At 36.0% G+C, this 23240-nt stretch carries 19 protein-coding genes, 1 tRNA gene and 1 pseudogene; 10 read left to right on the forward strand and 11 right to left on the reverse strand.

Features of this window, described 5'->3' with window-relative positions:
- Both ACFINR_RS04330 and ACFINR_RS04335 read left to right on the forward strand, forming a co-directional pair.
- Nucleotides 1-582: pseudogene (locus ACFINR_RS04330) on the forward strand (phage late control D family protein); the annotation flags it as partial.
- Entirely contained in the window at nt 539-2002 is a 1464-nt protein-coding gene (locus ACFINR_RS04335) for a replicative DNA helicase (RefSeq protein ID WP_375652678.1), read from the forward strand. The pseudogene ACFINR_RS04330 and the gene ACFINR_RS04335, both read left to right, overlap by 44 nt.
- Before the next feature lie 213 nt (nt 2003-2215).
- Here the strand turns inward: ACFINR_RS04335 and ACFINR_RS04340 are convergent.
- Nucleotides 2216-2292, reverse strand: a tRNA-Met gene (locus ACFINR_RS04340).
- Between the two features lie 164 nt (nt 2293-2456).
- On the opposite strand from ACFINR_RS04340, the gene ACFINR_RS04345 reads away from it, so the two are divergent.
- Both ACFINR_RS04345 and ACFINR_RS04350 read left to right on the forward strand, forming a co-directional pair.
- On the forward strand, nt 2457-3413 hold the full coding sequence (locus ACFINR_RS04345) for a Gfo/Idh/MocA family protein (RefSeq protein WP_375631206.1): 957 nt from the start codon (nt 2457-2459) through the stop codon (nt 3411-3413).
- Between the two features lie 49 nt (nt 3414-3462).
- On the forward strand, nt 3463-4581 hold the full coding sequence (locus ACFINR_RS04350; protein WP_375628772.1) for a DegT/DnrJ/EryC1/StrS family aminotransferase: 1119 nt from the start codon (nt 3463-3465) through the stop codon (nt 4579-4581).
- 324 nt (nt 4582-4905) lie between these two features.
- Here the strand turns inward: ACFINR_RS04350 and ACFINR_RS04355 are convergent, their stop codons facing one another.
- Genes ACFINR_RS04355 through ACFINR_RS04365 form a run of 3 tightly spaced genes read right to left on the reverse strand, consistent with a single transcriptional unit; the run spans nt 4906 to nt 6172 of the window.
- Nucleotides 4906-5172 (reverse strand): hypothetical protein, encoded by a 267-nt coding sequence (locus ACFINR_RS04355; RefSeq protein ID WP_375611955.1) that lies wholly within the window; start codon nt 5170-5172, stop codon nt 4906-4908.
- Entirely contained in the window at nt 5162-5548 is a 387-nt protein-coding gene (locus ACFINR_RS04360; protein WP_375611956.1) for a hypothetical protein, read from the reverse strand. The genes ACFINR_RS04355 and ACFINR_RS04360 overlap by 11 nt, the downstream gene beginning before the upstream one ends.
- A gap of 27 nt (nt 5549-5575) precedes the next feature.
- Nucleotides 5576-6172, reverse strand: coding sequence for a DUF1134 domain-containing protein (locus ACFINR_RS04365; RefSeq protein WP_375613340.1), 597 nt, complete (start codon nt 6170-6172; stop codon nt 5576-5578).
- Nucleotides 6173-6386: 214 nt separating this feature from the next.
- Between ACFINR_RS04365 and chpT the strand changes: the two genes are divergently transcribed.
- A complete protein-coding gene (gene chpT / locus ACFINR_RS04370; RefSeq protein WP_375632317.1) occupies nt 6387-7025 on the forward strand; it encodes a histidine phosphotransferase ChpT in 639 nt (212 codons plus the stop codon).
- Between the two features lie 223 nt (nt 7026-7248).
- Here chpT and ctrA read toward each other — a convergent pair whose 3' ends face one another.
- Nucleotides 7249-7950, reverse strand: a complete 702-nt coding sequence (gene ctrA, locus ACFINR_RS04375) for a response regulator transcription factor CtrA (RefSeq protein ID WP_273790819.1) — start codon at nt 7948-7950, stop codon at nt 7249-7251.
- Nucleotides 7951-8513: 563 nt separating this feature from the next.
- Here ctrA and ACFINR_RS04380 point away from each other — a divergent pair.
- Nucleotides 8514-8900 carry a flagellar export protein FliJ gene (locus ACFINR_RS04380; RefSeq protein WP_375606932.1) on the forward strand — a complete coding sequence of 129 codons (387 nt, stop codon included), beginning with the start codon at nt 8514-8516 and terminating at the stop codon, nt 8898-8900.
- A gap of 139 nt (nt 8901-9039) precedes the next feature.
- Here the strand turns inward: ACFINR_RS04380 and ACFINR_RS04385 are convergent, their stop codons facing one another.
- Nucleotides 9040-9315 (reverse strand): DUF1153 domain-containing protein, encoded by a 276-nt coding sequence (locus tag ACFINR_RS04385; protein WP_273790817.1) that lies wholly within the window; start codon nt 9313-9315, stop codon nt 9040-9042.
- A gap of 390 nt (nt 9316-9705) precedes the next feature.
- On the opposite strand from ACFINR_RS04385, the gene mnmA reads away from it, so the two are divergent.
- Nucleotides 9706-10929: a tRNA 2-thiouridine(34) synthase MnmA gene (gene mnmA, locus ACFINR_RS04390; protein WP_375652680.1), complete on the forward strand. Its 1224-nt coding sequence runs from the start codon at nt 9706-9708 to the stop codon at nt 10927-10929.
- 280 nt (nt 10930-11209) lie between these two features.
- Here the strand turns inward: mnmA and ACFINR_RS04395 are convergent, their stop codons facing one another.
- The gene (locus tag ACFINR_RS04395; protein WP_375652683.1) at nt 11210-12019 is read right to left on the reverse strand and encodes a TrmH family RNA methyltransferase; all 810 of its coding nucleotides are present in this window, start codon (nt 12017-12019) and stop codon (nt 11210-11212) included.
- A gap of 765 nt (nt 12020-12784) precedes the next feature.
- On the opposite strand from ACFINR_RS04395, the gene ACFINR_RS04400 reads away from it, so the two are divergent.
- Nucleotides 12785-13693, forward strand: coding sequence for a cation diffusion facilitator family transporter (locus ACFINR_RS04400; protein WP_375628783.1), 909 nt, complete (start codon nt 12785-12787; stop codon nt 13691-13693).
- A 1294-nt stretch (nt 13694-14987) separates the two neighbouring features.
- On the opposite strand, the gene ACFINR_RS04405 is transcribed toward ACFINR_RS04400, so the two are convergent.
- The gene (locus tag ACFINR_RS04405; RefSeq protein ID WP_375652687.1) at nt 14988-15827 is read right to left on the reverse strand and encodes a DUF1460 domain-containing protein; all 840 of its coding nucleotides are present in this window, start codon (nt 15825-15827) and stop codon (nt 14988-14990) included.
- 759 nt (nt 15828-16586) lie between these two features.
- On the opposite strand from ACFINR_RS04405, the gene ACFINR_RS04410 reads away from it, so the two are divergent.
- Nucleotides 16587-17807: an MFS transporter gene (locus ACFINR_RS04410; protein WP_375652689.1), complete on the forward strand. Its 1221-nt coding sequence runs from the start codon at nt 16587-16589 to the stop codon at nt 17805-17807.
- A gap of 870 nt (nt 17808-18677) precedes the next feature.
- Here the strand turns inward: ACFINR_RS04410 and carA are convergent.
- Nucleotides 18678-19874 carry a glutamine-hydrolyzing carbamoyl-phosphate synthase small subunit gene (carA, locus tag ACFINR_RS04415; protein ID WP_375632319.1) on the reverse strand — a complete coding sequence of 399 codons (1197 nt, stop codon included), beginning with the start codon at nt 19872-19874 and terminating at the stop codon, nt 18678-18680.
- A gap of 214 nt (nt 19875-20088) precedes the next feature.
- On the opposite strand from carA, the gene ACFINR_RS04420 reads away from it, so the two are divergent.
- The gene (locus ACFINR_RS04420; protein WP_375621384.1) at nt 20089-20586 is read left to right on the forward strand and encodes a GatB/YqeY domain-containing protein; all 498 of its coding nucleotides are present in this window, start codon (nt 20089-20091) and stop codon (nt 20584-20586) included.
- A gap of 678 nt (nt 20587-21264) precedes the next feature.
- Here ACFINR_RS04420 and ubiC read toward each other — a convergent pair.
- Nucleotides 21265-21771, reverse strand: a complete 507-nt coding sequence (ubiC, locus tag ACFINR_RS04425) for a chorismate lyase (RefSeq protein WP_375621383.1) — start codon at nt 21769-21771, stop codon at nt 21265-21267.
- Nucleotides 21772-22865: 1094 nt separating this feature from the next.
- Nucleotides 22866-23117: a GlsB/YeaQ/YmgE family stress response membrane protein gene (locus ACFINR_RS04430; protein ID WP_375611967.1), complete on the reverse strand. Its 252-nt coding sequence runs from the start codon at nt 23115-23117 to the stop codon at nt 22866-22868.
- Nucleotides 23118-23240 lie beyond the last annotated feature (123 nt).

Raw genomic sequence — 23240 nt, forward strand, 5'->3', positions numbered from 1 at the left:
GTGATTCGCACAGATCAATCGGCTGTTGATTTTTTAACCCGCCTTGCCGATCGCATGCGGGCACGTTTTTTGATCAAGGACAATAAGTTTTTATTTTTAAGCGGGGACAATTTACCAGCACTCGACATCCATAAGCACGACTGTTCCAACTGGGAATTTACCCTAGAGCCACGCACGCAATATGGCACCATTGAAGCTTCTTATTTTGATCGCTCAAAAGGGCAGCAATGCCAAGTCAAACATCAGACAGGGTTTAGCGGTCCCGTGCGGCGTCTTCGCACTTGTTACACTTGTGAGGAGGAAGCACGAGCTGCTGCTGCTTCCGAGTCGGACAGGTTGTGTCGTGCTGTAGGCAGTGGTTCTTTGACCCTTGAGGGACGCCCTGAAATCATGGCGGATCAATCTCTCATCCTTCAAGGGTTTCGTGGGCAAATCAATGGACCATGGAAAGCTGCAACCGTCACCCACCGCTATGAAAAACAAAGCGGATACACCACAGAAATCACACTCGAGGCACCAAACAAGGGAAAAGAAAGCAATGAGAACACTGAACATGCTAAAAACAGAAAATCCAAGAGATAATTTTGCTTCTTCTTTTCGTCAACTTCCCCATAATATTGAAGCAGAGCAGGCATTACTTGGAGCAATCCTGATTAATAATAATGCACTCGATCGCGTTTCAGACTTTCTCAAAGCAGAACATTTTTTTGAAACGCTACACCAAAAGATCTTTGAGATTGTCTTACAAATTATTCAAAATGGTCATCTTGCAAACCCCATTACAATCAAGCCCTATATCCAAATGGAAGAAAAAATTGGAGATATTACTGTATACCAGTATGTTGTTCGCTTAGCCACAGAGGCAGTTACTATTATTAACACTGAGGATTATGGACGCGTTATTTACGATCTTTTTATCCGACGCTCTTTGATTAACCTTGGCAATGAAGTTGCCAATACAGCCTTTGATGCGCCTGTCGAACTTACACCTTCCCAACAAATTGAAACGATTGAAAATCAGTTATTTGAGCTCGCCGAAAAAGGAAAATATGGGGGTGGGTTTGAAAACTTTGATACAGCCATTGCAAAAGCACTTAACATGGCAAGCGCTGCAAAAAAGCGTTCCTCACAGCTCTCAGGGATAGCTACCCATATCAAAACCCTTGATGAAAAAATGGGGGGGCTACAGCCATCCGATTTGATTATCATAGCTGGACGCCCTGGAATGGGGAAAACCTCTCTGGCGACCAATATTGCTTTTAATATTGCCAATGCTTGCAAGCGTCATGATAACAGCCAAGAAAATGAAGGGGGTATTGTAGGTTTCTTCTCACTTGAAATGTCAACTGAACAGCTTGCAACTCGTATTATCTCAGAACAAATAAAGGTTTCTTCTTCTGATATGCGTCGTGGTAATATCTCAGAAGAGCAATTTACCAACATCATTTACGCAATGCGTTCCTTACAAACAATCCCTCTTTACATTGATCAAACGGGGGGTGTATCCCTTGCACAATTGTCCGCCCGTGCAAGGCGTCTTAAACGACAACATGGTCTAGATGTCTTGATTATCGATTATATCCAACTCATGACAAGCGGTTCAAAGCGTTCATTAGAAAGTCGCGTTCAAGAAATTACAGCCATTACCACCGGATTAAAAGCACTTGCAAAAGAACTCAATATTCCCATCATTGCTTTGTCACAACTTTCTCGTCAAGTTGAAAACCGAACAGATAAACGTCCACAACTCTCCGACTTACGTGAATCTGGTTCAATCGAGCAAGATGCCGACATTGTTTTGTTCGTTTATCGTGAAGAATATTATCTCAAAAATGAAGAACCCAAAGAAGGCACCGCTGAGTATAACAAATGGCAAGAGGCAATGGAGCAAGCCAAGGGTAAAGCCGAGGTTATTATAGCAAAGCAACGCCATGGTCCGACAGGAATCGTTCCCCTTGCCTTTCAACCCGACTTTACATGCTTTAGTGATTTGGAAAAATAGGAGCAGAAAAACGCGTTAAAGGGAGCTTTAAATACCCTTTGAGAACCACTTTAAAACTCTTTGAGAAAAAATAAATTGGTACAAAACCTAGTGGCAAAATATACAAAACCCGCTGGCAAGCTACACAAGCTACACGCTGGCAAGCTACACAAGCTACAGTTGGTAAGCTACACAAGCTACAGTTGGTAAGCTACACACACAACAAAAAAGTAATGGTAGCGGAGGAGGGATTTGAACCCCCGACACAAGGATTATGATTCCTCTGCTCTAACCTACTGAGCTACTCCGCCAAAATAAGCAATCATAATTGTCAATAATTACATCTTTTGCGGATATAAGGGGTAGAATAGTAAGATGTCAAGCGTCGTTTTTAAGCTTTTCTCTTGTCATTCTATTTTATCCTCGATATGTAAAAGTGTAATTTTCATATGATAAAGTAAGGTAAGGCATGAAAATGGTGCCACGTGTAGCGGTTTTAGGATGCGGTCATTGGGGTGAAAATCATATACGGACACTCCACTCTCTCGGGGCTTTAGCAGCAGTTTCTGATATTGATAATGATCGTGCTGCTAGTTTTGCAACACTGTATGGTGTAGAGGTTGTTACACCAGATGATCTTTTTACTCATCGAGATATTGATGCGCTGGTATTAGCGTTGCCGCCACAATTGCATACGCAAAATGTGCTCCGTGCTGTTAAAAATGGTAAAGATGTTTTGGTGGAAAAACCAATAGCCTTGAATGTTTCTGATGCTAAACGCCAAGTTCAGGAGGCTGAGGCCTATGAGCGAGTTTTTATGGTGGGCCATATTTTGCGTTTTCATCCAGCTTTTGAAAAAATGTGTGAATTGGTGAAAAACGGAGATGTGGGAGATGTGCGATATATTTATTCTCATAGATTAGGCTTTGGAAAATTTCACACACACAGTGATGCTTTATGGGATCTTGCCCCTCATGATCTTTCAATGATTTTGGCGTTGACAGGATGTGAACCTTCCGAAATTCGCGGTGAGGGGGCTGCTGTCGTTGATCAGATTTCTGATTTTTCTCATATTCATATGATTTTTCCAAATGGTGTGCGTAGTCATCTTTTTACTTCACGCTTGAGTTCTTATCGTGAGAGGCGTTTAACTGTTGTTGGAACAAAGGCTATACTCGTTTTTGATGATATGGAACCGTGGAGTCGTAAATTGGCAATGCACCATTTTGCCGTTTGGAAAGAAAATCAAGAGTGGGCTTTTAGCATGGATGAGCTGAATTATATTGATGTTTGTGAAGATTTGCCGCTTACTTGCGAATTACGGCATTTCCTTCATTGTATTGAAACGCGTCAATCACCTCGTACAAATGGTGATGATGCTATTGCGGTTTTACGGATTTTAACAGCTGCTGATGTCAATTATGATAGATAAAAGAGATAGGTAGCGTTTTTGCATTCTTGTGATGATCAATGGAGTTAATATGCAATTCATCGACCTTGGGGCGCAGCGTGCGCGTATTGAAGATAAAATTAATTCTGCAATTGCGCATGTAGTCGCTAGTGGTAAGTATATTTTGGGACCAAAAGTAACAGAATTTGAAGAGAAATTGGCAGAATATCTTGGCGTTAAACATGTGATTGCATGTGCTAATGGAACAGATGCTTTGAAGATGCCTCTTATGGCTAAAAATATTGGTCTAGGGGATGCTGTTTTTTGTCCTAGTTTTACATTTTCAGCAACGGCTGAAGTGGTTGCTTTGGTGGGGGCTGAACCTGTTTTTGTCGATGTTTTACCTGATACATTCAATATTGATGTTGAAAAACTTTCTCACGCTATCGAAATGGTAAAAAAAGAGGGACGTCTAAAGCCAAAGGCTATTATTGCCGTTGATTTATTTGGGCTTTCTGCTGACTATGTGCAAATTGCTCAAGTGGCTGCAAAGGAAAATCTTTTTGTAATTGAAGATGCTGCTCAATCTATGGGGGGGAGAAGCGATAATACTATGTGTGGTGCTTTTGGTGATGTGGCTGCTACAAGTTTTTATCCTGCAAAACCATTAGGATGTTATGGTGATGGAGGCGCTATGATGACCAATGATGATCATTTTGCAGAACTTTTACGCTCTATTTTGTTTCATGGTAAAGGTGAAACGCAATATGACAATGTACGTATTGGTATGAATTCGCGCCTAGATAGCATTCAGGCTGCAATTTTACTAGAAAAGTTTGCGATTTTTGAAGATGAAATGGAAAAGCGTGTAGAAATTGCTCAACGCTATTCCAATGGCTTAAGAGATATTGTTACAGTTCCAGAAATAGGAGAAAATATTCGTTCTGCTTATGCACAATATACGATTAAGGTAAAAGAACGGGATAAATTAAAAGATTTTTTACAAAAAAATTCTATCCCTACAATGATTTATTATAAAACTCCTTTACATCAACAGCCAGCTTATAAACACTTCCCTTATGTAAAAGATTCCCTTTCTGTTTCAGAGTCTTTAGGAGAGTGTGTTTTAAGTTTACCAATGCATCCTTACTTGACACAAACGGATCAGGATATGATTATCAAAAAAATAAGAGATTTTTATCACTCTTGAGAGCGTGTTTTTATCCTTAAAATTATGGTCAAAGCTCTATTGGTGATCCATCTTAGAAGGTATTTTTTGTTAGAGTGTGTGGCCAATATTTTGGTATTATTTCCTTTCTAGGACCTATGAAATGTTGTCCTTTAGAGCGGTGATATGATTAGAAAGTGAAGCTTCTAGACAAGAAGATATTTTTTAACAGAACGGTATGGGCTAAGAAACTTTGTCCTTTAGCTTAGCAAAAAAGTCACGTTTAGTAAAAAGGATTTGGGTTATGAAAGTTACAATGAACCTTTGTTGATTTTACTCTTCATTTAAGGTGTTTTAAAAGATAACTTATTTAACAGGGCTTTTGGAGAGAAAAGTTATTTTTTGGCGAATACGTGATGCTAGGTCATTTTTGCTTTTGGATTTTTGAATCAATGTGTTGATGGGTGATGTATTCCCCTCTTGTAGCGCTATTTGAGCTGCCAATGTTGCTGCAAGTTCTTTTGTTTCTTCTCGGAGTTCTTCTAGCAATTGGTGGTTAGCGGTCGTGTCCAGCTCATGAGTTTGGATTTTTTGTAAGCGTTGCTGATAGTGTGCGACTTTTTCACGCATCATTTGTCTTTCCTTTGGAAGTGTGTAGTGTGGCGATATTTTGTTTGATTGCTATCGCTTCTTTGGTGAGAGTATCTTTTGTGGGGAGGCATAGCCGATAAAATTGTTCTGTTACTTGGCTCAGTTGTATTTTTTGTTGGACATATTTTTTTTGCAAAAATTCGTACTTTTGTTGGTTGTTTGCTAATTCTACAGCATGTTGTGCACGAAGAAAATCATGATTTGCTTCTATTTCCGCGAGTGATAATGGCATTTTCGCACAAACATCTTTATACGCAAAATGAACGGCTTTACGCCAAATAAAAGGAGATAAAAGCACCAGTAACCAGGAAGTGAAAGCAACTCCAAGTATAAAAAAAAGAAATGATTGAATAAGCATAATACCCCTTTTCAAATAAGAAACCGTTTAAAACGGATTCCATGTCGGTCTATGTGTTAATTTTAAATATCCTATATTGATACCAAGGCGTGCGCCGACTCCTGTACGTATTGGGATTAACAAGGTATTATGGTATTTTAGGACATGAAAACCAACACCTGCAATTAAATAGGCCGAACCTGAAATACCACCATAGCGTCTCCATAAATTATTTATGCCATTAAGATTGTAAACTAAGATCATTAAACGGGAGCCTTGGCCGCCAAAATCCCATCCTACTGAGGGACCTTGCCAAAAAACTTTATGTTGACCATAGCTTTTGGTAAAAACCATTCCTTCGCCATAGGTTAATCCAGCAAAAAAGGCACCAGAAGCTTCTTCTCCTAAAATATAGGCATTGGGATAACCGTATTTTGAAAAAATATTTTGAATTGCAACAGCCAGACCACTGGCTGTTTTTCCAAAAAAAATATGACCAGAATCAATAATTTCTTGGAGTGAATAATGAGGTTCGTTTTGCTCTATTGGTTTTAGTCGAGCTTGTGTAGTGTTTATGGTGATGAATAAAAGGAAGATTAAAGATATAATATTTTTGTACCAGTATTTGAGCAGAGAGAGAGCCATGGAGTTTTCTCCTTTTATTAGTGATAAACAAAAAGATAATATTAGAATTTTCATTCTATTCAAATAAAAAATAAGATATAAGGTTATTTAAATTCTTGAATTTATTTCTGAATTTTTTAGCATGATTGTTAATGTTTCCTATTATGCATCAGATGTTAAGAGTTTTTCTTTAAAATAAAGTTTGTTTTTTTGAATCTAGGAGTTTTCAATCATTATGACGTTAGATATTTCTTTGAAGCCTATGGATCTTGCTGCTTTGCTTTGTAGTCGTATTTGCCATGATTTGATTTCACCTGTGGGGGCTATTCAAAATGCAATGGAGCTTTATGATGAAGGAGGAGCTGAAGAAGATGCTTTACAATTGGTGCGTTTATCCGTTGCGAGTGCTGCTGCACGTCTACAATTTGCGCGATTGGCTTTTGGTTTTGCTGGTGCAAGTGGAGGACAAATAGATACACGGACTGCAGAGCAGGTTGCTCAACAATATATGAAAGAAGAAAAAGCAACTTTAAAATGGCAAGCTTCTTCTTTATTGTTAGAAAAAGATGAAGTTAAACTTTTGCTTAATTTATTATTGATTGCAAACGCAACAGTTTCTCGTGGTGGTGAAATTGTTGTTATGATTTTGCAAGAAGAAAATAAACGTTCTTTTCGATTTGAGGTTTTCGGTAGAACTCTCCGTATACCCCCTCATTTTCTTGCGTTATTTCGTGGAGAAGTTCAAGAAGAGCTTATTGATGCACATGTCATCCAATTTTATTACACAATGTTACTTGCTCAGATGACAGAGATGAAAATAAATATTGATGAAAGTGATGGTTGTATTGTTTTAGAAAGTGTAAAAAAGCTTTGAATAAGAGAGAAGCGCTTAAGCTGTGTTGGGAAAAGTGGCTTCGATTGAACTTATGAGCGATAAGGTTATATGTGTAAATTGGGTGTGGTTACTTCTTAAGCTTTAAGCGCTTTCTATATGAGATTTTTAGTGTGCGAGTTCTCTACTTTTAACAGAGAAAAGATCTCGGGAAAAAATCTCGGCCCGCTACACTCCGAGATTTTACAATGTGCATGTTCACTGCTTAAGCGGTTTTTCGTACGTTCTCTTCAACTGGATCACGTAATACATAACCACGTCCCCAAACTGTATCAATGTAATTTACACTGGAAGAGACTGCTTCCAATTTTTTCCGCAATTTACAAATAAAAACATCGATAATCTTTAGTTCTGGTTCATCCATTCCACCATAGAGATGATTGAGAAACATTTCCTTGGTAAGGGTGGTACCTTTGCGTAAAGAGAGAAGCTCTAACATTTGGTATTCTTTACCGGTTAAGTGAACAGGGCGCCCTGCAACTTCGACAGTTTTTGTGTCAAGGTTAACGGTGAGATCTCCGGTAACAATAACCGATTGTGCATGTCCTTTTGAACGACGAACAACTGCATGGATACGTGCAATGAGCTCATCCTTATGAAAAGGCTTCGTCATATAGTCGTCTGCTCCAAAGCCAAAACCACGAACCTTGTCTTCAATGGCATTCATACCAGAAAGGATTAGGACAGGAGTTTTTATTTTTGCCAACCTTAGAGTCCGCAAGACATCATACCCTGACATGTCAGGCAAATTCAGATCAAGCAAAATGATATCATAATCATAGAGTTTTCCTAAATCGATACCTTCTTCACCCAGATCAGTGATATAAACATTAAAGTTAGCCGACTTTAACATCAACTCAATGCTTTGAGTAACTGCTCTATCATCTTCAATTAATAATACGCGCATTTTAGATCCCTCACTTTGCTCCTTCACGAATCATAAGGAGCATTTCTATTTTATATCAGTTAGCAAAACCACTGTTATAAAAACAATTCATTAAATCAAACACTTATAACAAAGCGTTTATGAACATTTCAGTAGTACGCGTAACAATCACTACTAAATTCCCCACTATCCATGATAGTGGTTAACAAAATATTTTTATTTTTGAAAGAGGCTACAAAATTATTTTAGAAAAATCCTATATTTTTTAACATAATAAAAAAGGAGAGCTTTTTCTATAAACTTTAACTTAAAAAAATTTGTAAAAGAGCTTTATAAATTACTTTTTTACAATTTCAGTGTTTATTTACTGAGCTTTAAACCTCTTCAGTTTATAATGGGGGAAAAGTTAAAGAAATAGTTATTGCTCTTTAAAGCAGATTGTATTTTCAGATGCTTTAATGCAAGGCAAAAATTATTATAATTTCAAGTTAATAGACTGTTTTTGTCGGATAGATATATAACTAAGAGATATTTATTGGGTGTGAATGCGAGTTTTGAGTTGGCGCAATCAAGGAGTAGTGAGTATGAAGCCACGAGAAAATATGGTGCGATTGAGGATGTTTCAAGTGCGTGGAAAGCGCCGTGAAATTGCACAGCTTGAGATGATGATCGCAGAATTTGAACGAATGGTGTTAGAGTTGGAAGCACAGATTACTCATGAAGAACGTAAATCTGGAAACAATGATGTTCACCATTTTGCTTATTCTGCTTTTGCGCGTGCAGCGCGGCAAAGACGTGATAATCTGATCAATTCAATTCGTGATTTAGAACTTCAAAAAACAAATGCTGAAATTGCTCTCCATGAAGCTAATACAGAGCTGCAACGTGCACAGCTTTTGGAAGCACGAGAAAAGAAGATTGCTGCGGATGATAAGGATATTTTGATTCAATCTAATTCAATGGTTGGCTAATTTAATGGCTGGATGATAAAAGCAATTATTGAAAAATCCATTCTTTCAGGTTTATCTTTTGGATATAGTATAAAACAGCCAAACTTTTATCAAGTTTGGCTGTTTTATAGATTGCTTTATGTTATTAATCAATGGCAACTTAATGCCTGTAGTGTTGAATCTTGGTCGTTCGTAATCCCGCTAAACCGTGTTCATCGATTAAACTTTGCCATGAAAGAAATTCTTCTACAGTCAAAGTATAACGGTGGCACGCTTCGTCAAGACTTAACAATCCACCTCTGACAGCCGCAACAACTTCAGCTTTGCGACGAATCACCCAGCGCCGTGTTGTTTGCGGCGGTAGGTCGGCAATTGTAAGCGGACTTCCATCTGGCCCAATAACATATTTCATTTGTGTTTTTATCAAGTTGCTCATTCGTATCCTCTACCTTTAGTCAAGGACTTGATTCGTTTATAGAGCATGAAATTTAAAAAAGAGCTAAAAGCGCTGAAAGAAAAAATTAATAAAGTGATTGGGTATGTAAAAAGAAGCTCAAGTTGAAGTGTGTAGAAGAGATTCTTGCAATATTTTACCGGATTTTTCAAAAGAGAAAAAAGGTTTTCTCCTAAACGATTACCATTATGCCTTATTTCCATCATTCTTTTTTTGTTTGCAGCAGCTTTTAAGAAAGTAATGCCTATGGTTGTGGAAAGGATAAAAAAATAATATAAAGACAATTAATCGTGTAAAAGTGCTAAAGAGCGTGCATCAGAATGTCAACATATGGCTAGCCATTAAACAGAGCATTAAATAGAGAATGAATACATGTTTTTAAACAGTCTTGATTTACCAGGACAACCTGAGGATTCTCGCATTGTTGTTGCAATGTCGGGGGGGGTTGATTCATCGGTTGTTGCAGGTCTTTTGAAAAAGGAAGGGTATAATGTTATTGGCATTACGTTGCAGCTTTATGATCATGGGGAAGCAACGCATCGGGTGGGGGCGTGTTGCGCAGGACAAGATATTGAGGATGCACGCCGCGTTGCAGAAACATTAGGAATACCGCATTATGTTCTTGATTATGAAAAGCGCTTTCGCGAAGCTGTTATTGATCCTTTTGCAGAAAGTTATGCTCATGGAGAGACCCCAGTACCATGTATTGCATGTAATCAAACGGTTAAGTTTGCTGATTTATTAGCAACGGCACGCGAATTGGGGGCGGATGCTTTGGCTACGGGACATTATATTCGTTCGCGTTCCAACGGAGCGCATCGAGCACTCTTTCGTCCTCTCGATAATGATCGTGATCAGAGTTATTTTCTCTTTGCAACGACACAAGAACAGATTGATTATTTGCGTTTTCCACTTGGTGACCTTCCAAAAGCCCGCGTTCGTGAAATGGCAGCAGAAATGGGCTTTGTGGTTGCCAATAAGCATGATAGTCAGGATATTTGTTTTGTTCCACAAGGAAAATATTCAGATGTTATCGCAAAACTGCGTCCAGAAGCAGCTAATCCTGGCGTTATTGTCCATATTGATGGAAAGATTTTAGGTAAACATTCGGGAATTGTTAATTATACGGTTGGTCAACGTCGTGGTATTGGGGTGTCAACGGGTGAAGCGCTTTATGTGGTTTATCTCGATGTGGAAAATGCACGTGTTATTGTTGGACCGCGTGAAATGTTAGAAACGCATAAGCTTTTTTTACGTGATGTGAATTGGCTTGGTGATGAGTCGTTAGATAATTTCCCTTCTCAAGGTATTGAGGTGGCTGTAAAGGTACGTTCAACGCGTCCTCCTCACCTTGCGCGCTTACATTATAAAGAAGGTATTTTTTCCGTTGATTTATTGGAATGTGAAAATGGTGTGGCACCAGGGCAAGCTTGCGTTCTTTATGATGGAAATGGTCATGAGGCGCGTATTCTTGGGGGAGGATTTGTAACACATTCAGAACGTGCAGCTGATACTGAAATGATGTTGAAGCGCGTTTTATGCAATCTCGAAACAAAAGATCCTGTTTGCTCAGAACTAAAAACAACAGCTTTATAAAGCATAGTAAATTGATTTATAATGATATTTTTTAATCTTAAACTTGAATGAGAGACTTCCGGAAGATTTTCTCATTGAAAGTTTGTTTTATGATTGAATCCATCAAAATTATATCTTCTGCACGTCATAAGCGGGGTTAGGGTGTGGAAAGTGATGATAAAGAAAATGTAAAAATGTTTTTTATCAATGCTTTCAAAGGCTAGGGAACGGCAATATTATTGGAGACTGGTAGATAACATACAACATTGGGTATGTTCTATAACTTGAAGTGTTATCATCTTTAGTGGTCAAAGTTGGTAAAATGAGCAAGTGCAATACCTGAGGCTGTGGCAACATTAAGGCTGTCAAAACCGTCAGTCATGGGAATACGTAAGGTGTTTGATTGTTGTAGTATGTGGAGTGGTAAGCCATCGCCTTCTGTTCCAAAAATAAGTGCTATTCTTTTGCTTTTGTTGGCTTGTTTGAGAGTGTGTGAGGCAGAAGGGGAGAGTGCATAAAGATGAAAGTTTTCATCGTTTAGAGCAGCTATAATGTCATCTATATCAGCGTTTTGCGTATAGGGTACTTTTAAAGCAGCGCCGGCAGACACTCTTATTGATTTGCGATAAAGTGGGTCGCATGAGGTTTTGTCGACAATAATGCCATTACTGGCAAAGGCTGCTGCATTACGAAAAATTGATCCCATATTATCGTGATTCGAGATACCACATAAAATAAGAATCAAAGCTTTTTCTGGAAGATGTTGTAAAAAACTTTGTAAAGATGGCAGTATTTTGCGTTTACCAATACCCAGAACACCACGATGAACATGGAAGCCGGTGATATTATCCATAACTTTTTGTGGAACGCAATAAATGGGACATAGGGGCTGTGTTTTTTCTAAAAGCGGTAGAAGTCCAGAGAGACGGTTTGCTACGATGAGCAGTGAGATGGCAGAAAACTCTTTTGAGTGTAGTAATGCGGACAATGTTACTTTGCCTTCAGCAATAAATTGATGTTGCCGTCCAACAAGATCTTTTTCACGGATATTATGATAGGCTTTTAGGCGTGAATCATCTGTTTCATTGATTGTTATGATATTCAAATGCATGCGAGATTTTTAGTGCTTTTCTCTTATGATTTCCAGATGTTAGAATTTGTTTTATTTAAAAAGAAGAGATAAAAAAATATTTTTTAAAACTTATGGTAGAATTTATGTTGACAATATACAACCATAGGTATAATGTAAAAATACTGATACGGAATCATATATTTTTCTTGTATCGGGTGCAGTGTCTTGGGTCCCCGCTATTTCCCAAGTTCTGTATGCCCTTAATTTCTAAGGGAAAAGAATCTGGGTCCCCAATGCCCAGATTCTTTTTTTTGAGGGTAATCATTGTTCTTCTTTTTATATCTAAATTTTTTAGTAAATCATATTTTAAAATCCTATTGACCTGTAAGATTACCGTAGAGCGCTAAGATATTTTTTCTAAGGTGCAAAGATGGCTTATAGATGGGTTATAATGCACATCATAAGACTGAAAAATAATGCATGATCATGATAGATTTGAGCAAAAACAAGTTTTTCGTTTATGAGAAGTGAGATGGCTTTAAGTTATTCAGAAAACGATTAATAATGAAGGTTATGTGTTTGATTGCTCTTGGGAAAACTCTTCTTTCTATTATTTTCTCTCTTCTTTATTTATTGGTGCTGTTCGTGTAACTGAGCAGTTTTTACGATAATAATGGTGAGCTGAGGCGTTTATTGTATGATGAAGCTTCTGTAATATTGAGGAAAGATCGTCGTTATGCCAAAAGTATAATGATATGGTTGAAAATATTAATTCCCTATTTCGTGAAGAAAAGGATGAGGTTCATGGATGTAAAAATCAATATACAAAGCTTAACTTTATACTCTATTTTTATTGCGTGTATTGTTTTTGCTTTGAAATATTGGGCATATCACATCACAGGTTCGGTTGCACTTTATTCTGATGCATTGGAATCAATCGTTAATATTCTTGCGTCATTAGCAGCATGGTGGGCTGTTAAAGTGAGTATGAAGCCAGCAGATCATGATCATCCCTTTGGGCATCATAAAGCGGAATATTTTTCCGCAATTCTTGAAGGGGTACTCATTATTATTGCGGCAATTGTTATTTTAAGAGAAGCATGGATAGCTCTTTCTACCGTTAAATTGTTGCAGAAGCCTGGAATATGGCTTGCTATTCATCTTATTGCAACTGTCATAAACTGTATGTGGGGAATGGTTCTTATTGGGCAGGGAAAACTCCATCGCTCACCGGCTCTTAAAGCTGATGGAGTACATTTTATAACTGATGTTTTTACGTCGCTTGCAATTTTAATTGGTTTGATTGCTGGTTTTGTCGGAGGATGGGGAGCTTTAGATCCAATTTTAGCGATAATCGTTGCCGTTAATATTCTCTTACAGGGCTGGAAGGTGATTAGAAGTGCTGTTCAGGGATTAATGGATGTTGGCGTTGAATTGAATGAAAGCATGCGGATTCGGGAGCTGATTTCTGCAAATGCATCGGGTGCGCTTGAGGTCCATGATTTGCGGACGCGTGTTGCTGGGAGGGTTACTTTTATAGAGTTTCATTTGGTTGTGCCTGCTATAATGCAGGTAGGAGAAGCACATAAAATTTGTGATAAAATCGAAGCTGTTCTTCAAAAAGAATTTGATAATGTGCGTATTTCTATTCATGTCGAGCCTGAAGATGAGGCAAAATTGCCTCCTGGTACAACGGTGATCCCTTTTATATAAAAAGATTTTTTCGAATTGTCTGTTATGTTATAAGGGCTTTTTTTTATGATGGAGCGATTCATACCTCTCGAAAATACGATGATGCTCTTTTGTTGATTTTATTTTTGCATCAATCAAGTATACAAGGTTAAACAGAGTATTTAAGGCAAGATTTATTCTATTTCGTTAAAACACTGTCATTTAAGGTGTGGTGAGATAAGGCATATAAAATTTGATCTATTAAGTGTTTTTAGAGTATGAAGTAAATATTCAAAATAGGACTTACCGCTGTATTCTTTTGTAAGTGAATCTCATGAAATGATTAGCAGCTTAAATCCATTTAAGAAAACGGATTGTTTACAGACTGTTGGGAGTAGATGTTTCGTCTCTTAGGGCGAAGAGGAGTGAAGCCTTCGTAATAAGTTTAATGAGATTTAATTATAAATTTTATATAAAAGTTATGAATAGGGTTTTAAATTTTGTGATCATAGATTAATCATCATTATTGTTGCTAATAAATGTATTGTTTTATCGATACAATGGATTCTGTTTAGAGTGTTCTTTATTGCATGAAGGATGGGGACTCATTAAAGAATGAAAAAAAATAATTCTCATGTCTCTACTCTTTGAAGGATATTATTGTCGTTGCTGTAGAAAATCGCAAAGCTGAACTAAAGAATGATGCTAAAGATAGAAACTGGTTTTAATTGATGCTTTCATATTTTCATTCCAATCTGGCATCAAAATTTTACAAGGACTCGTACAGTATTGGTGCATCCTAATCATAAATATGCTTCTACATTAAAGCTATTTTAATTGATAGACAATAACAAAAAGCAAAGACTTTATAAGGAAAACAATGCTATAAAGTCAAAAATTTATATGCAATAAATTAGAGAGAGGTAGATTGAATTTTTATAAAATACTTTATGAAACAACACCAAACATATCTGGCTTTACTTTTACTTATTTTTACAAACGTTCGTTTGTGTTTTTTGCGTTATATTCGTAAAGATCAGATTAGCGGTAATCTAAAGATAACTCTTGGTTGAGAATATGAAAGGAAAGCGTGATACTATAATAGAGTCTTTTCTGTCTTTAATCTTTCAACCAGTAAAAGTGATTACAAATCCGTGATTTCTCCAAAAATGATTTTGTCATACCTATAAACAAAGTTAGATCAAAACGACTTTTTTCTCTTAAAACTGTAAACAAATATATTATATCCGTATAGCTTGAACGAAGTTAGATGTTTACCTGAATAACGACAGTATATATTTTAAGAATAGAGAAGATATTTCATATCGCTATGATGTTATTCAAGAGCTCTTAAAACAATGATTCCTGGTGTTTTTTCAACATAATTCATAAAAGGAGAATCAACGACTTTTTCGTTTTCTTTTCGTGAAGAAGCATTTCTTAACATTGGCCCTTTATCTGTCATGATAAAGAAGCCCACATGTGTTACATCCAATCCAGCAAGTTTCGTATAAATACCAATGAAATCACCAGACTGTAAACGACCTATAACCTCCTCATTAATAAAGTTACTTGGAATATACGTTATCGTGCGTTTCACAACTGGCAACCCTGGTAGATAGCTTTCACCATCAGCTTTTTTGTTGAGATATTTTTCTATTTTTATCGCATGGGGACTTATTTCAGCGGTAATATCAGTGGCGAGTTTATATTCTCTATAAGCCCAATCTGTAAAAAAATGTTTCCGATTTAAAAAATGAACATTACCGTTAATATAACGTGTTTTTATGACGTTATTTATGAATTCTGTTTGGGATGTTGATTTGCGCAATGCTTCAACATAATCCAGATAAGTGAAGCAATCTAAGCCTCTAAAGTCAATAATCAGTTTTTCTGGTGTATTTTCTGAGCCATGTAACATATTTGCTTGGTAAGGTGTCCCTAAAAAAGCTTCAGAAAGAAAGTCAATTAGTGCCCCTTTTTCCTGATAATTTGTTTCTGAACGTTTTTTGAGAAGAGTATTTAATTTATTTAGAGTATAGGGATCTAGGTTTACGTTGGTTGTTTGTTGTGTTTTTATTTTATTTTCTAAAATACTCTCTTGTGAATCAGAATCCTGAACATCACATCCTGTTACCAACATTAATATGAGAATTAATAGGGATATTTTTCGCATTTTATACACCATTTTTGAATTAAAAATTCATGACGAACTATTTCTAAAAGTGCTATTTTTTTAAATGCTTATCATGTTCATCTTTAGATTTAATGCTAGCATATAATCATTAAGAGTATCAATGAATATAAAGATAAAATAAGGTTCCACAAATTGCAAACGATATGAATCTTTTCTAAGATTATAGAATTAAAGGATTTTTCTCTATAATATACTTATTTTTTAATCAAAATTATTGTCAAATAAATATTTTTAAAAATATGATGAGCTTTTTACGTTGTTAAGCTATTCTGGTGTTGCTGCTTTAACTTTATAGCATATTCTGAGGGTAAGAAAATTTTTTAAGAGCTTATCTTTTAAAAGGTTTCAATTACTATAGTATATCTAACGTATCCAATGGAATTGAGATTCCTGAAAACGGTGGTATGAGAGGGGAAAATGATGTCTGATAAAATTCATCGTAATGTCTCTAAAACTATTGGAAATACTCTGTGTTTCATGAAATTTTGTTCATGAGTTTGTCGCACAAATATTTTGTTCGTATAATGCAAAAAAATTTTTATTCTTTGACAATGAGATAGCAACTAAAGATACACCAATTAAAACGTAATTTTATAGTTTTATCTTGACTCTTACTTAAATTTTTACTTTGTTATTATTTTGTATGTGAAAAGTATACAGTATAGAATACTTTTAAAAGGAAAAGGGAGTTAAAAGAGAGCGGGGGAGTCATTGTATGCGTAAAATAGTGTGTATGTTATGCAAGACCAAATGCTCAATCCGAAATTTGCTCAGCGTGGGCTCATTTTAGTGTTCATCACTTTATTGTTAGATATTCTTTGTATTGCGATCATTTGTCCTGTTTTGCCTGAGTATTTTTCTCAATTAACTGGAAAAGAGGTCAGTACATCTTTTGTAGAAAGAGGAAAATTACTTGCAGCTTATTCAGTGATGCAGTTTTTGTTTGCTCCTGTTATTGGCAATCTCTCTGATCGTTATGGTCGTCGTCCTATTTTGCTTCTCTCTATTATCTGCTTTGCTCTTGATAATCTCATATGTGCTATAGCATGGAGCTATTCTATGTTATTTATCGGACGTCTTTTGTCAGGGATAAGTGGCGCTAGTTTTGCAACTTGTACAGCTTATCTTGCGGATATATCTGATGATAAAACCCGTACACGCAATTTTGGTCTGTTAGGCATTGCATCCGCATTGGGGTTTATTTTAGGATCGTTTATTGGTGGTTTTTTAGGTCAGTTTGGTCCGCGTATTCCGTTTTATTTTGCTGTTGGTTTTTCACTCATTAATTTTATTTTTTCTTGGGTTATGCTTCCAGAAACCCTTTCTTTATGGAATAGGCGCTTTTTTGATATTAAGCGGGCAAATCCCTTAGGTGCTTTTTGGCATCTGAAACAATACCCGATGGTTCTTTGGGTGTTATTGGTCTTTTTTCTTTATTGGTTTGCGGAATCTGTATGGTTAAGCATTTGGGCTTTCATTGCAAAAGAACGCTATGATTGGAGTTCTTTTTCTATTGGACTCTCCTATAGTGTTTTTGGGATAGGCCAATTTATTGTAGTCGCTCTCATTTTGCCTTATTTTTCTAAACGATGGAGTGATTGGCATATTGTTATAGTGGGGCTTTTGTTTGCCTCCGTTGCTATGCTGGGCTATACATTCGCGACGCAGGGGTGGATGGTTTATATGGTTTGTGCGTGTACAATGCTTGAATATCTTGTTCATGCACCTATACGTGCGATTGCTTCAGCGCAGGTACCGACAAATGTCCAAGGAGAACTGCAAGGAGCGATGACATCTGTTATTTCGTTGAGTTTAACATTTGGTTCTGTTTTTTATGTGTTTCTTTTTGAATGTTTTACAGATAAAAATGCACTGTTTTATTTTTCTGGTGCTCCTTTTGTTGGAGGCTTTTTTCTTCTTGTCGTTGCGACAGTTATTTTTGCCTTGCGGGTACGTTAATTTGTTGAGAGGGGCTGGTACGTACTATTTTGCTAAAGAATGCACAAGATAAACAAAATGTATCATTTTATAGGCAGAAAGTTTTTGTGATATTTGTTTCACAAAGTGTTGTATAAAATATCGATATATCCTTCTCATTTAGTAAAAATAATTTTTTTATTTTGTGATATTGTTTGTAGAGGGGGAGTCCGTATTTTTTCTATTGCTTGCAAATTAATATCCAGTGCTAATGCAGCAGCATATTGAAAACAAAGATTAAAACGTATCTGAGTTAGATGTATCAGTATTGTATGAACAATTCCAAATTTTATATGGCAAATTGGAAGTAAAATATTGCTTATATTTGTTGGCATCACTTCTGGAATCGAAAGAAAACCTCATTTTGGAAGAATATAAAGTTGTAAAATTGAAAAGATGTTTTCTGTTTTGCTATTACTTTTTTATTCGGCTTTACAGTTTTCAAAACCATCTACGGCAATATCTTTTAAAAAGTAGAGATTTGTTGCATTGTCTCACACTTTAATTTTTTTTTATTCTTTAGGAGGAGTTATGCTTCTCATGCACAATAGAATTCTTAAAATTGTATTGTGAATCAAATGCTTATTTGAAGTTTAGACACTTTACTCTTTTTAAAAATAGTTTTTATCGATACACTTACCTTGCTTGGGGGGAGAAGCCAATGATTTGATGGATACGACCTTAAGAGAAGAGGAGGGAGAAAAATTTAAGTTATTCAGTGCGCTCTTTTTAGTTTTAGAATGATCAATAAGAATATTTATTCAATAAGTTGTAGGTATAAAAATAATATAATTGTGCGTAGGAAGATGATATAATTTAAAGGAGAGAAGTTAAAAGGTGAGGCTTTTTATTTTAAGATATTTTTTTATAATTCATAATGAGATCACTAAAATGCTGAAAGAGGTAGTGGCTATCTTGTGGTCCAGGAGAAGCTTCGGGGTGATATTGAACAGAAAAAACAGGTTTTCCAATGATTCGAATACCACAGTTTGAACCATCAAAGAGAGAAATATGTGTTTCTTGAACATGTTGTGGTAAAGAGGAAGAATCTACGGCAAAACCGTGATTCATCGATACAATCTCAACTTTTCCAGTGTTAAGGTCTTTAACTGGGTGGTTGGCACCATGATGTCCTTGGTGCATTTTCACGGTCTTTGCACCAACCGTAAGAGCGAGAAGTTGATGACCAAGACATATTCCAAAAATTGGTAAATTATGATCAATTAATGTTTTGATTGTTGGAATGGCATATTGAGCCGTAGCTGCGGGGTCTCCTGGTCCATTAGAAAGAAAAACGCCATCAGGGTTCATTGCCAGAATTTCTTTTACAGTTGTGTGAGCAGGCACAACAGTAATGCGTGCTTTTTGTGTTGCCATAAGGCGAAGAATATTACGTTTAATACCGTAGTCAATTGCAATGATATGAAGATTGTGCACATTGTTTGTACCGTATCCTTTATTCCAACTCCATGGTTTTTCATTCCATTGCATTGATGATTGAGATGTCACGTCTTTCGTAAGGTCAAGATTGACGAGACCTTGCCATTTTTGCGCACGTTTCTTTAAAGAAGGAATATCAAAGTTTCCATTAGCATCGTGTGCAATGACAGCATTTTGTGCACCTTTTTCACGAATAAGAATTGTGAGTGCACGTGTATCAATACCACAAAGTGCAATAATTTTACGCGTTTTAAGCCATTGATGAAGATTTTCATTGGATCGATAATTTGAGGGATGTGTAATGTCTGCTTTGAAAATAGCGCCAACAGCACCATGACAATTGAGAGGAGAGAGATCTTCAATATCTTCGCTATTTGCCCCTACATTTCCTATATGAGGAAAAGTAAAATTAACGATTTGTTGTGTGTATGACGGGTCTGTGAGGATTTCTTCATAGCCTGTGATGGCGGTGTTAAAACACACTTCAGCTTCAGCTATACCTGTAGCACCTGCTCCTTTGCCTTCAATAACGGTTCCATCTGCTAAGACTAAGAGGGCTGTCGGTTTTTTGATACTCCAAGGGTGGCTGGGTGAAGTCGCTTGTATCATAGTATGTATCCACAATTTATTCTCTGAAAGGTATAATGATCAACTTTACACAAAAATCATACCTTTAGCGGATGCTGTGTATATTATTCTGGTAACGTTTCGCTTGAAATAGGCAGTATAAGTACATTCCATGAAGAGGTAAAGTCTTGTTTTAGCTTTTCGAAGATCGAGTCCTTAATTATTTTTTTATTCTCCATTGCAAGATGGATAAAGATTGGTTAAAAGGCATCTTCTTCTTGAACAAAAATTGGATAAATTTATGTTGCGTAACCAGATTGATGGGGCTCTTAGGGCTGCTTTGAAAGCGCAAGATAGTGCGCGTCTTGCTACACTTCGTTTAATGAATGCTGCAGTTAGGGATCGTGATATTCTTTATTATGATGAAGGGAAGCTAGAAGTGGATGATCAGCAGATACAGTCTGTTTTCACTAAAATGCTTAAACAGCGTGAAGAATTGATGCGAGCCTATAAAGAGTCTGGTTGCTTGGAATTGGCAGAGAGAGGACAAGCAGAAATAGAAGTTATTCGTGAATTTCTTCCCTATCAACTTAAGGAGATGGAAATAGAACAGGTTCTTTGTGAAGCTTTGGCACAAACAAAGGCAGAAAAATTACGCGATATCGGTAAGGTGATGGCATGGCTTAAGGAACGGTATGCGGGGCAAATGAATTTTTCTAAAGTGTGCAATAGTCTTCGTCAAAAATTGCAATAGATCTTGTTAATTCAAGGGGATTGGAAAATATTTTTTATTGTGCGTCGCCTTTGTAAGTCAGTAGGATGTTGATAAATATCATTTATTTTTTATATACATACTATTATCAAAAAAATATTTTTTTGATATCAACGAAATTTTTTTGGCTCTTATAGAGCAATAAACATTCTTTTAAGTATTATATTTTTCTGTTCTTCAAAGCTGTTAGACCATTAAAAAACAAAAAGGTTATAGAGTTTTTACTTTTTAAAAAAAATCTATTATTCGCACTGTTAAAAATTTTTAAACAGGATGATTAAGTTAATTGATACAGATTTCCAATTTTGGCGAGTGTATTATTGTCTTTTTTGCTGTTTCAAAGCATTTGTTTGATAAAGAGTTACCGTATTTTAGAGTAGTGATTATTCAGCAAGAAATTTAAATATAGATGGTTTTATCAATATGGTGTGTATCTTTTTAATTCAAGTGCTGGTTTTAATGATAAGAAAATCAGAATTTTAGAACGTTTTTTCTAGGGAAGAGATTTTTTAAGCTGAGTTGATGAAATAAAAGGATATTTTGAAAAGAAATCTTTGTTTTTAATGTGTTCTTGAGATAATTTTGAAATTCTTTTCTCTGATTAAATCCCTTATAAGCTATATGAAATCTATAAGTTATGCAGAATAAAATGAGTAACCTCTATTTGTGGGGATACAGTGGTGAATCTGTTAAAAATAGTTCAGTTAGCAACAATGGCTTACCCGTTAACCGCAAACGGGAACGGCGTGCCCATAGCGCACCTTGTTGACCAATATGAATGTAATCGCGGGTTAATTTGTCATTGTTAAATAAATAATGTCCTAGAGGTACAGTTCCCAAATGCATCAAGGCTTGATTGTGTAGGAGGGTTTCTTGTGGAATTACAGTGCGTCCAAGGAGCCAAGGTTTATTATCTCCCATTAATATGATTTCGCGTAGCCAATAACGCGCACTTTCGGGGAGATGCTCTGCTTCTTCTGTTAATTTATCTTGCGTAATAAAACATTCGCGTTGTGGTTGAACTTGGAGGCAGGTACAATATTTCTTTAATCGAAGCGTCATCGAGCCCGATTCCATGAGCCAATCGCGAACGTTTTCTGGTATTGGAGGATTTTGATCAGAGAACCACGTTAGAGGCGGTAAGATGGAATCTTCAAGATCAGACATCGTTTTACTCCACAGCTAAAGTCTTATTCCATATGTTATGTTGGGTTAAATAGATAGCTCTATTGTAATACAAGGAGTATAAAAGCAGCAAGATTTTAACAGGAAGATATCAAAGGGAAAGTCGATTGCAAAGGTCTTTAAAAGAAGATATGCGGGAAGTATATATTATAGGATTATTTTCATTAAAAAAGCAAAATAAGGTATTATGTTTTATCCAAGGCGCTTTCACAATGCATTACGGAAATTTCTTTATCGCATGAGAGCAATGGGAAAAATGTTTCGTGCTTTAAAATTCGTTTGTAACGCATATAAAGAAGAGCTAAAAATTCATCTATGCAAGATGATATAAAGAGGAAATTTTAAGAGGAACAAAACTTTATTTTATACTTTAGAAAGAGAAGAGATATTCAAATCTTTTGAATTGAGATGTAAAGGGGATCGTATTCTTTATAATCAAGAAATTTATATTAATGCATATATTTTTGAAAACTTTAAAATACATTATATTGTTAAAATTGTTAAAAATTACTTCACATAACATAATTTGTAGTAATTCTATAATAAAGTTACATTAATATTATTTCATATTTATTTTATATACTATTTTCTTTCATAGATTAGAAAAAATTCTTTATCATTTTGTTCTTACCGTCTCTCTTTATTTATTAAGATGCAAAAAAGCTCTTCGAGTTTTCTTGGTAAAAGGGTATTGTTGATAGAGTGTAAGCTATTAAGCATTATACGGTAGAATTTTTAATCATCGTTAGTGATTTTTGTAACCTTATGGGTTGTTATTACAGTGAGATAAGCTGGATTTGCGCACGTGGTACAAAAATAATTCGTATTTCGTTAAAATAACGCAACATATCTCTCCTGATATGCGTAAGTTTATATAGGTATGAAATGGTGCGTTATAAAGTTCTTTACTGCATTTGGTTTTATAATACGATGATGGTGTATGCCTAAAATCGCAGCTTAAGCATCTCACCATCATATCAAAATTGGTAACAACAAGTTACAGGGGAATATTTTAAACTCTGCTCGTTGTTTCCTAGTTTTGTATTGAATCCCAAAAGGTGTAAAAAATAAATACTCTATGATCGAATTTTTTGTCCTATCCATATAAGAATACAGGCTCCTATAAAACCTGAAATAAGATAGCCAAGCCAACCAGCAAAACTTACACCTAAAAGACTAAAAAGAAAGCTTGCTAGCGCAGCGCCAATAATCCCTAAGATAATATTTAACAATATTCCTGTTTGGCTTTTCATAATATACTGTGCAGCCCAACCTGCAATCCCGCCGATAATAATAGCTGCAATCCAACCTATGTTTGCATTTTCCATGATACCCTCCTTTGCCTGAATTTAAATTGTAACTAGAGTAAACTTTGTAAAAATCAAGGTTTATTCCTTTTTTACCCAGTGGAAAGGATATTGCTTTTAGAGATTTTACTTATTACTTTCCTT

This window comes from Bartonella sp. AP19HLJMH, from assembly GCF_042196245.1.
In the GTDB taxonomy this organism is placed as follows: domain Bacteria; phylum Pseudomonadota; class Alphaproteobacteria; order Rhizobiales; family Rhizobiaceae; genus Bartonella.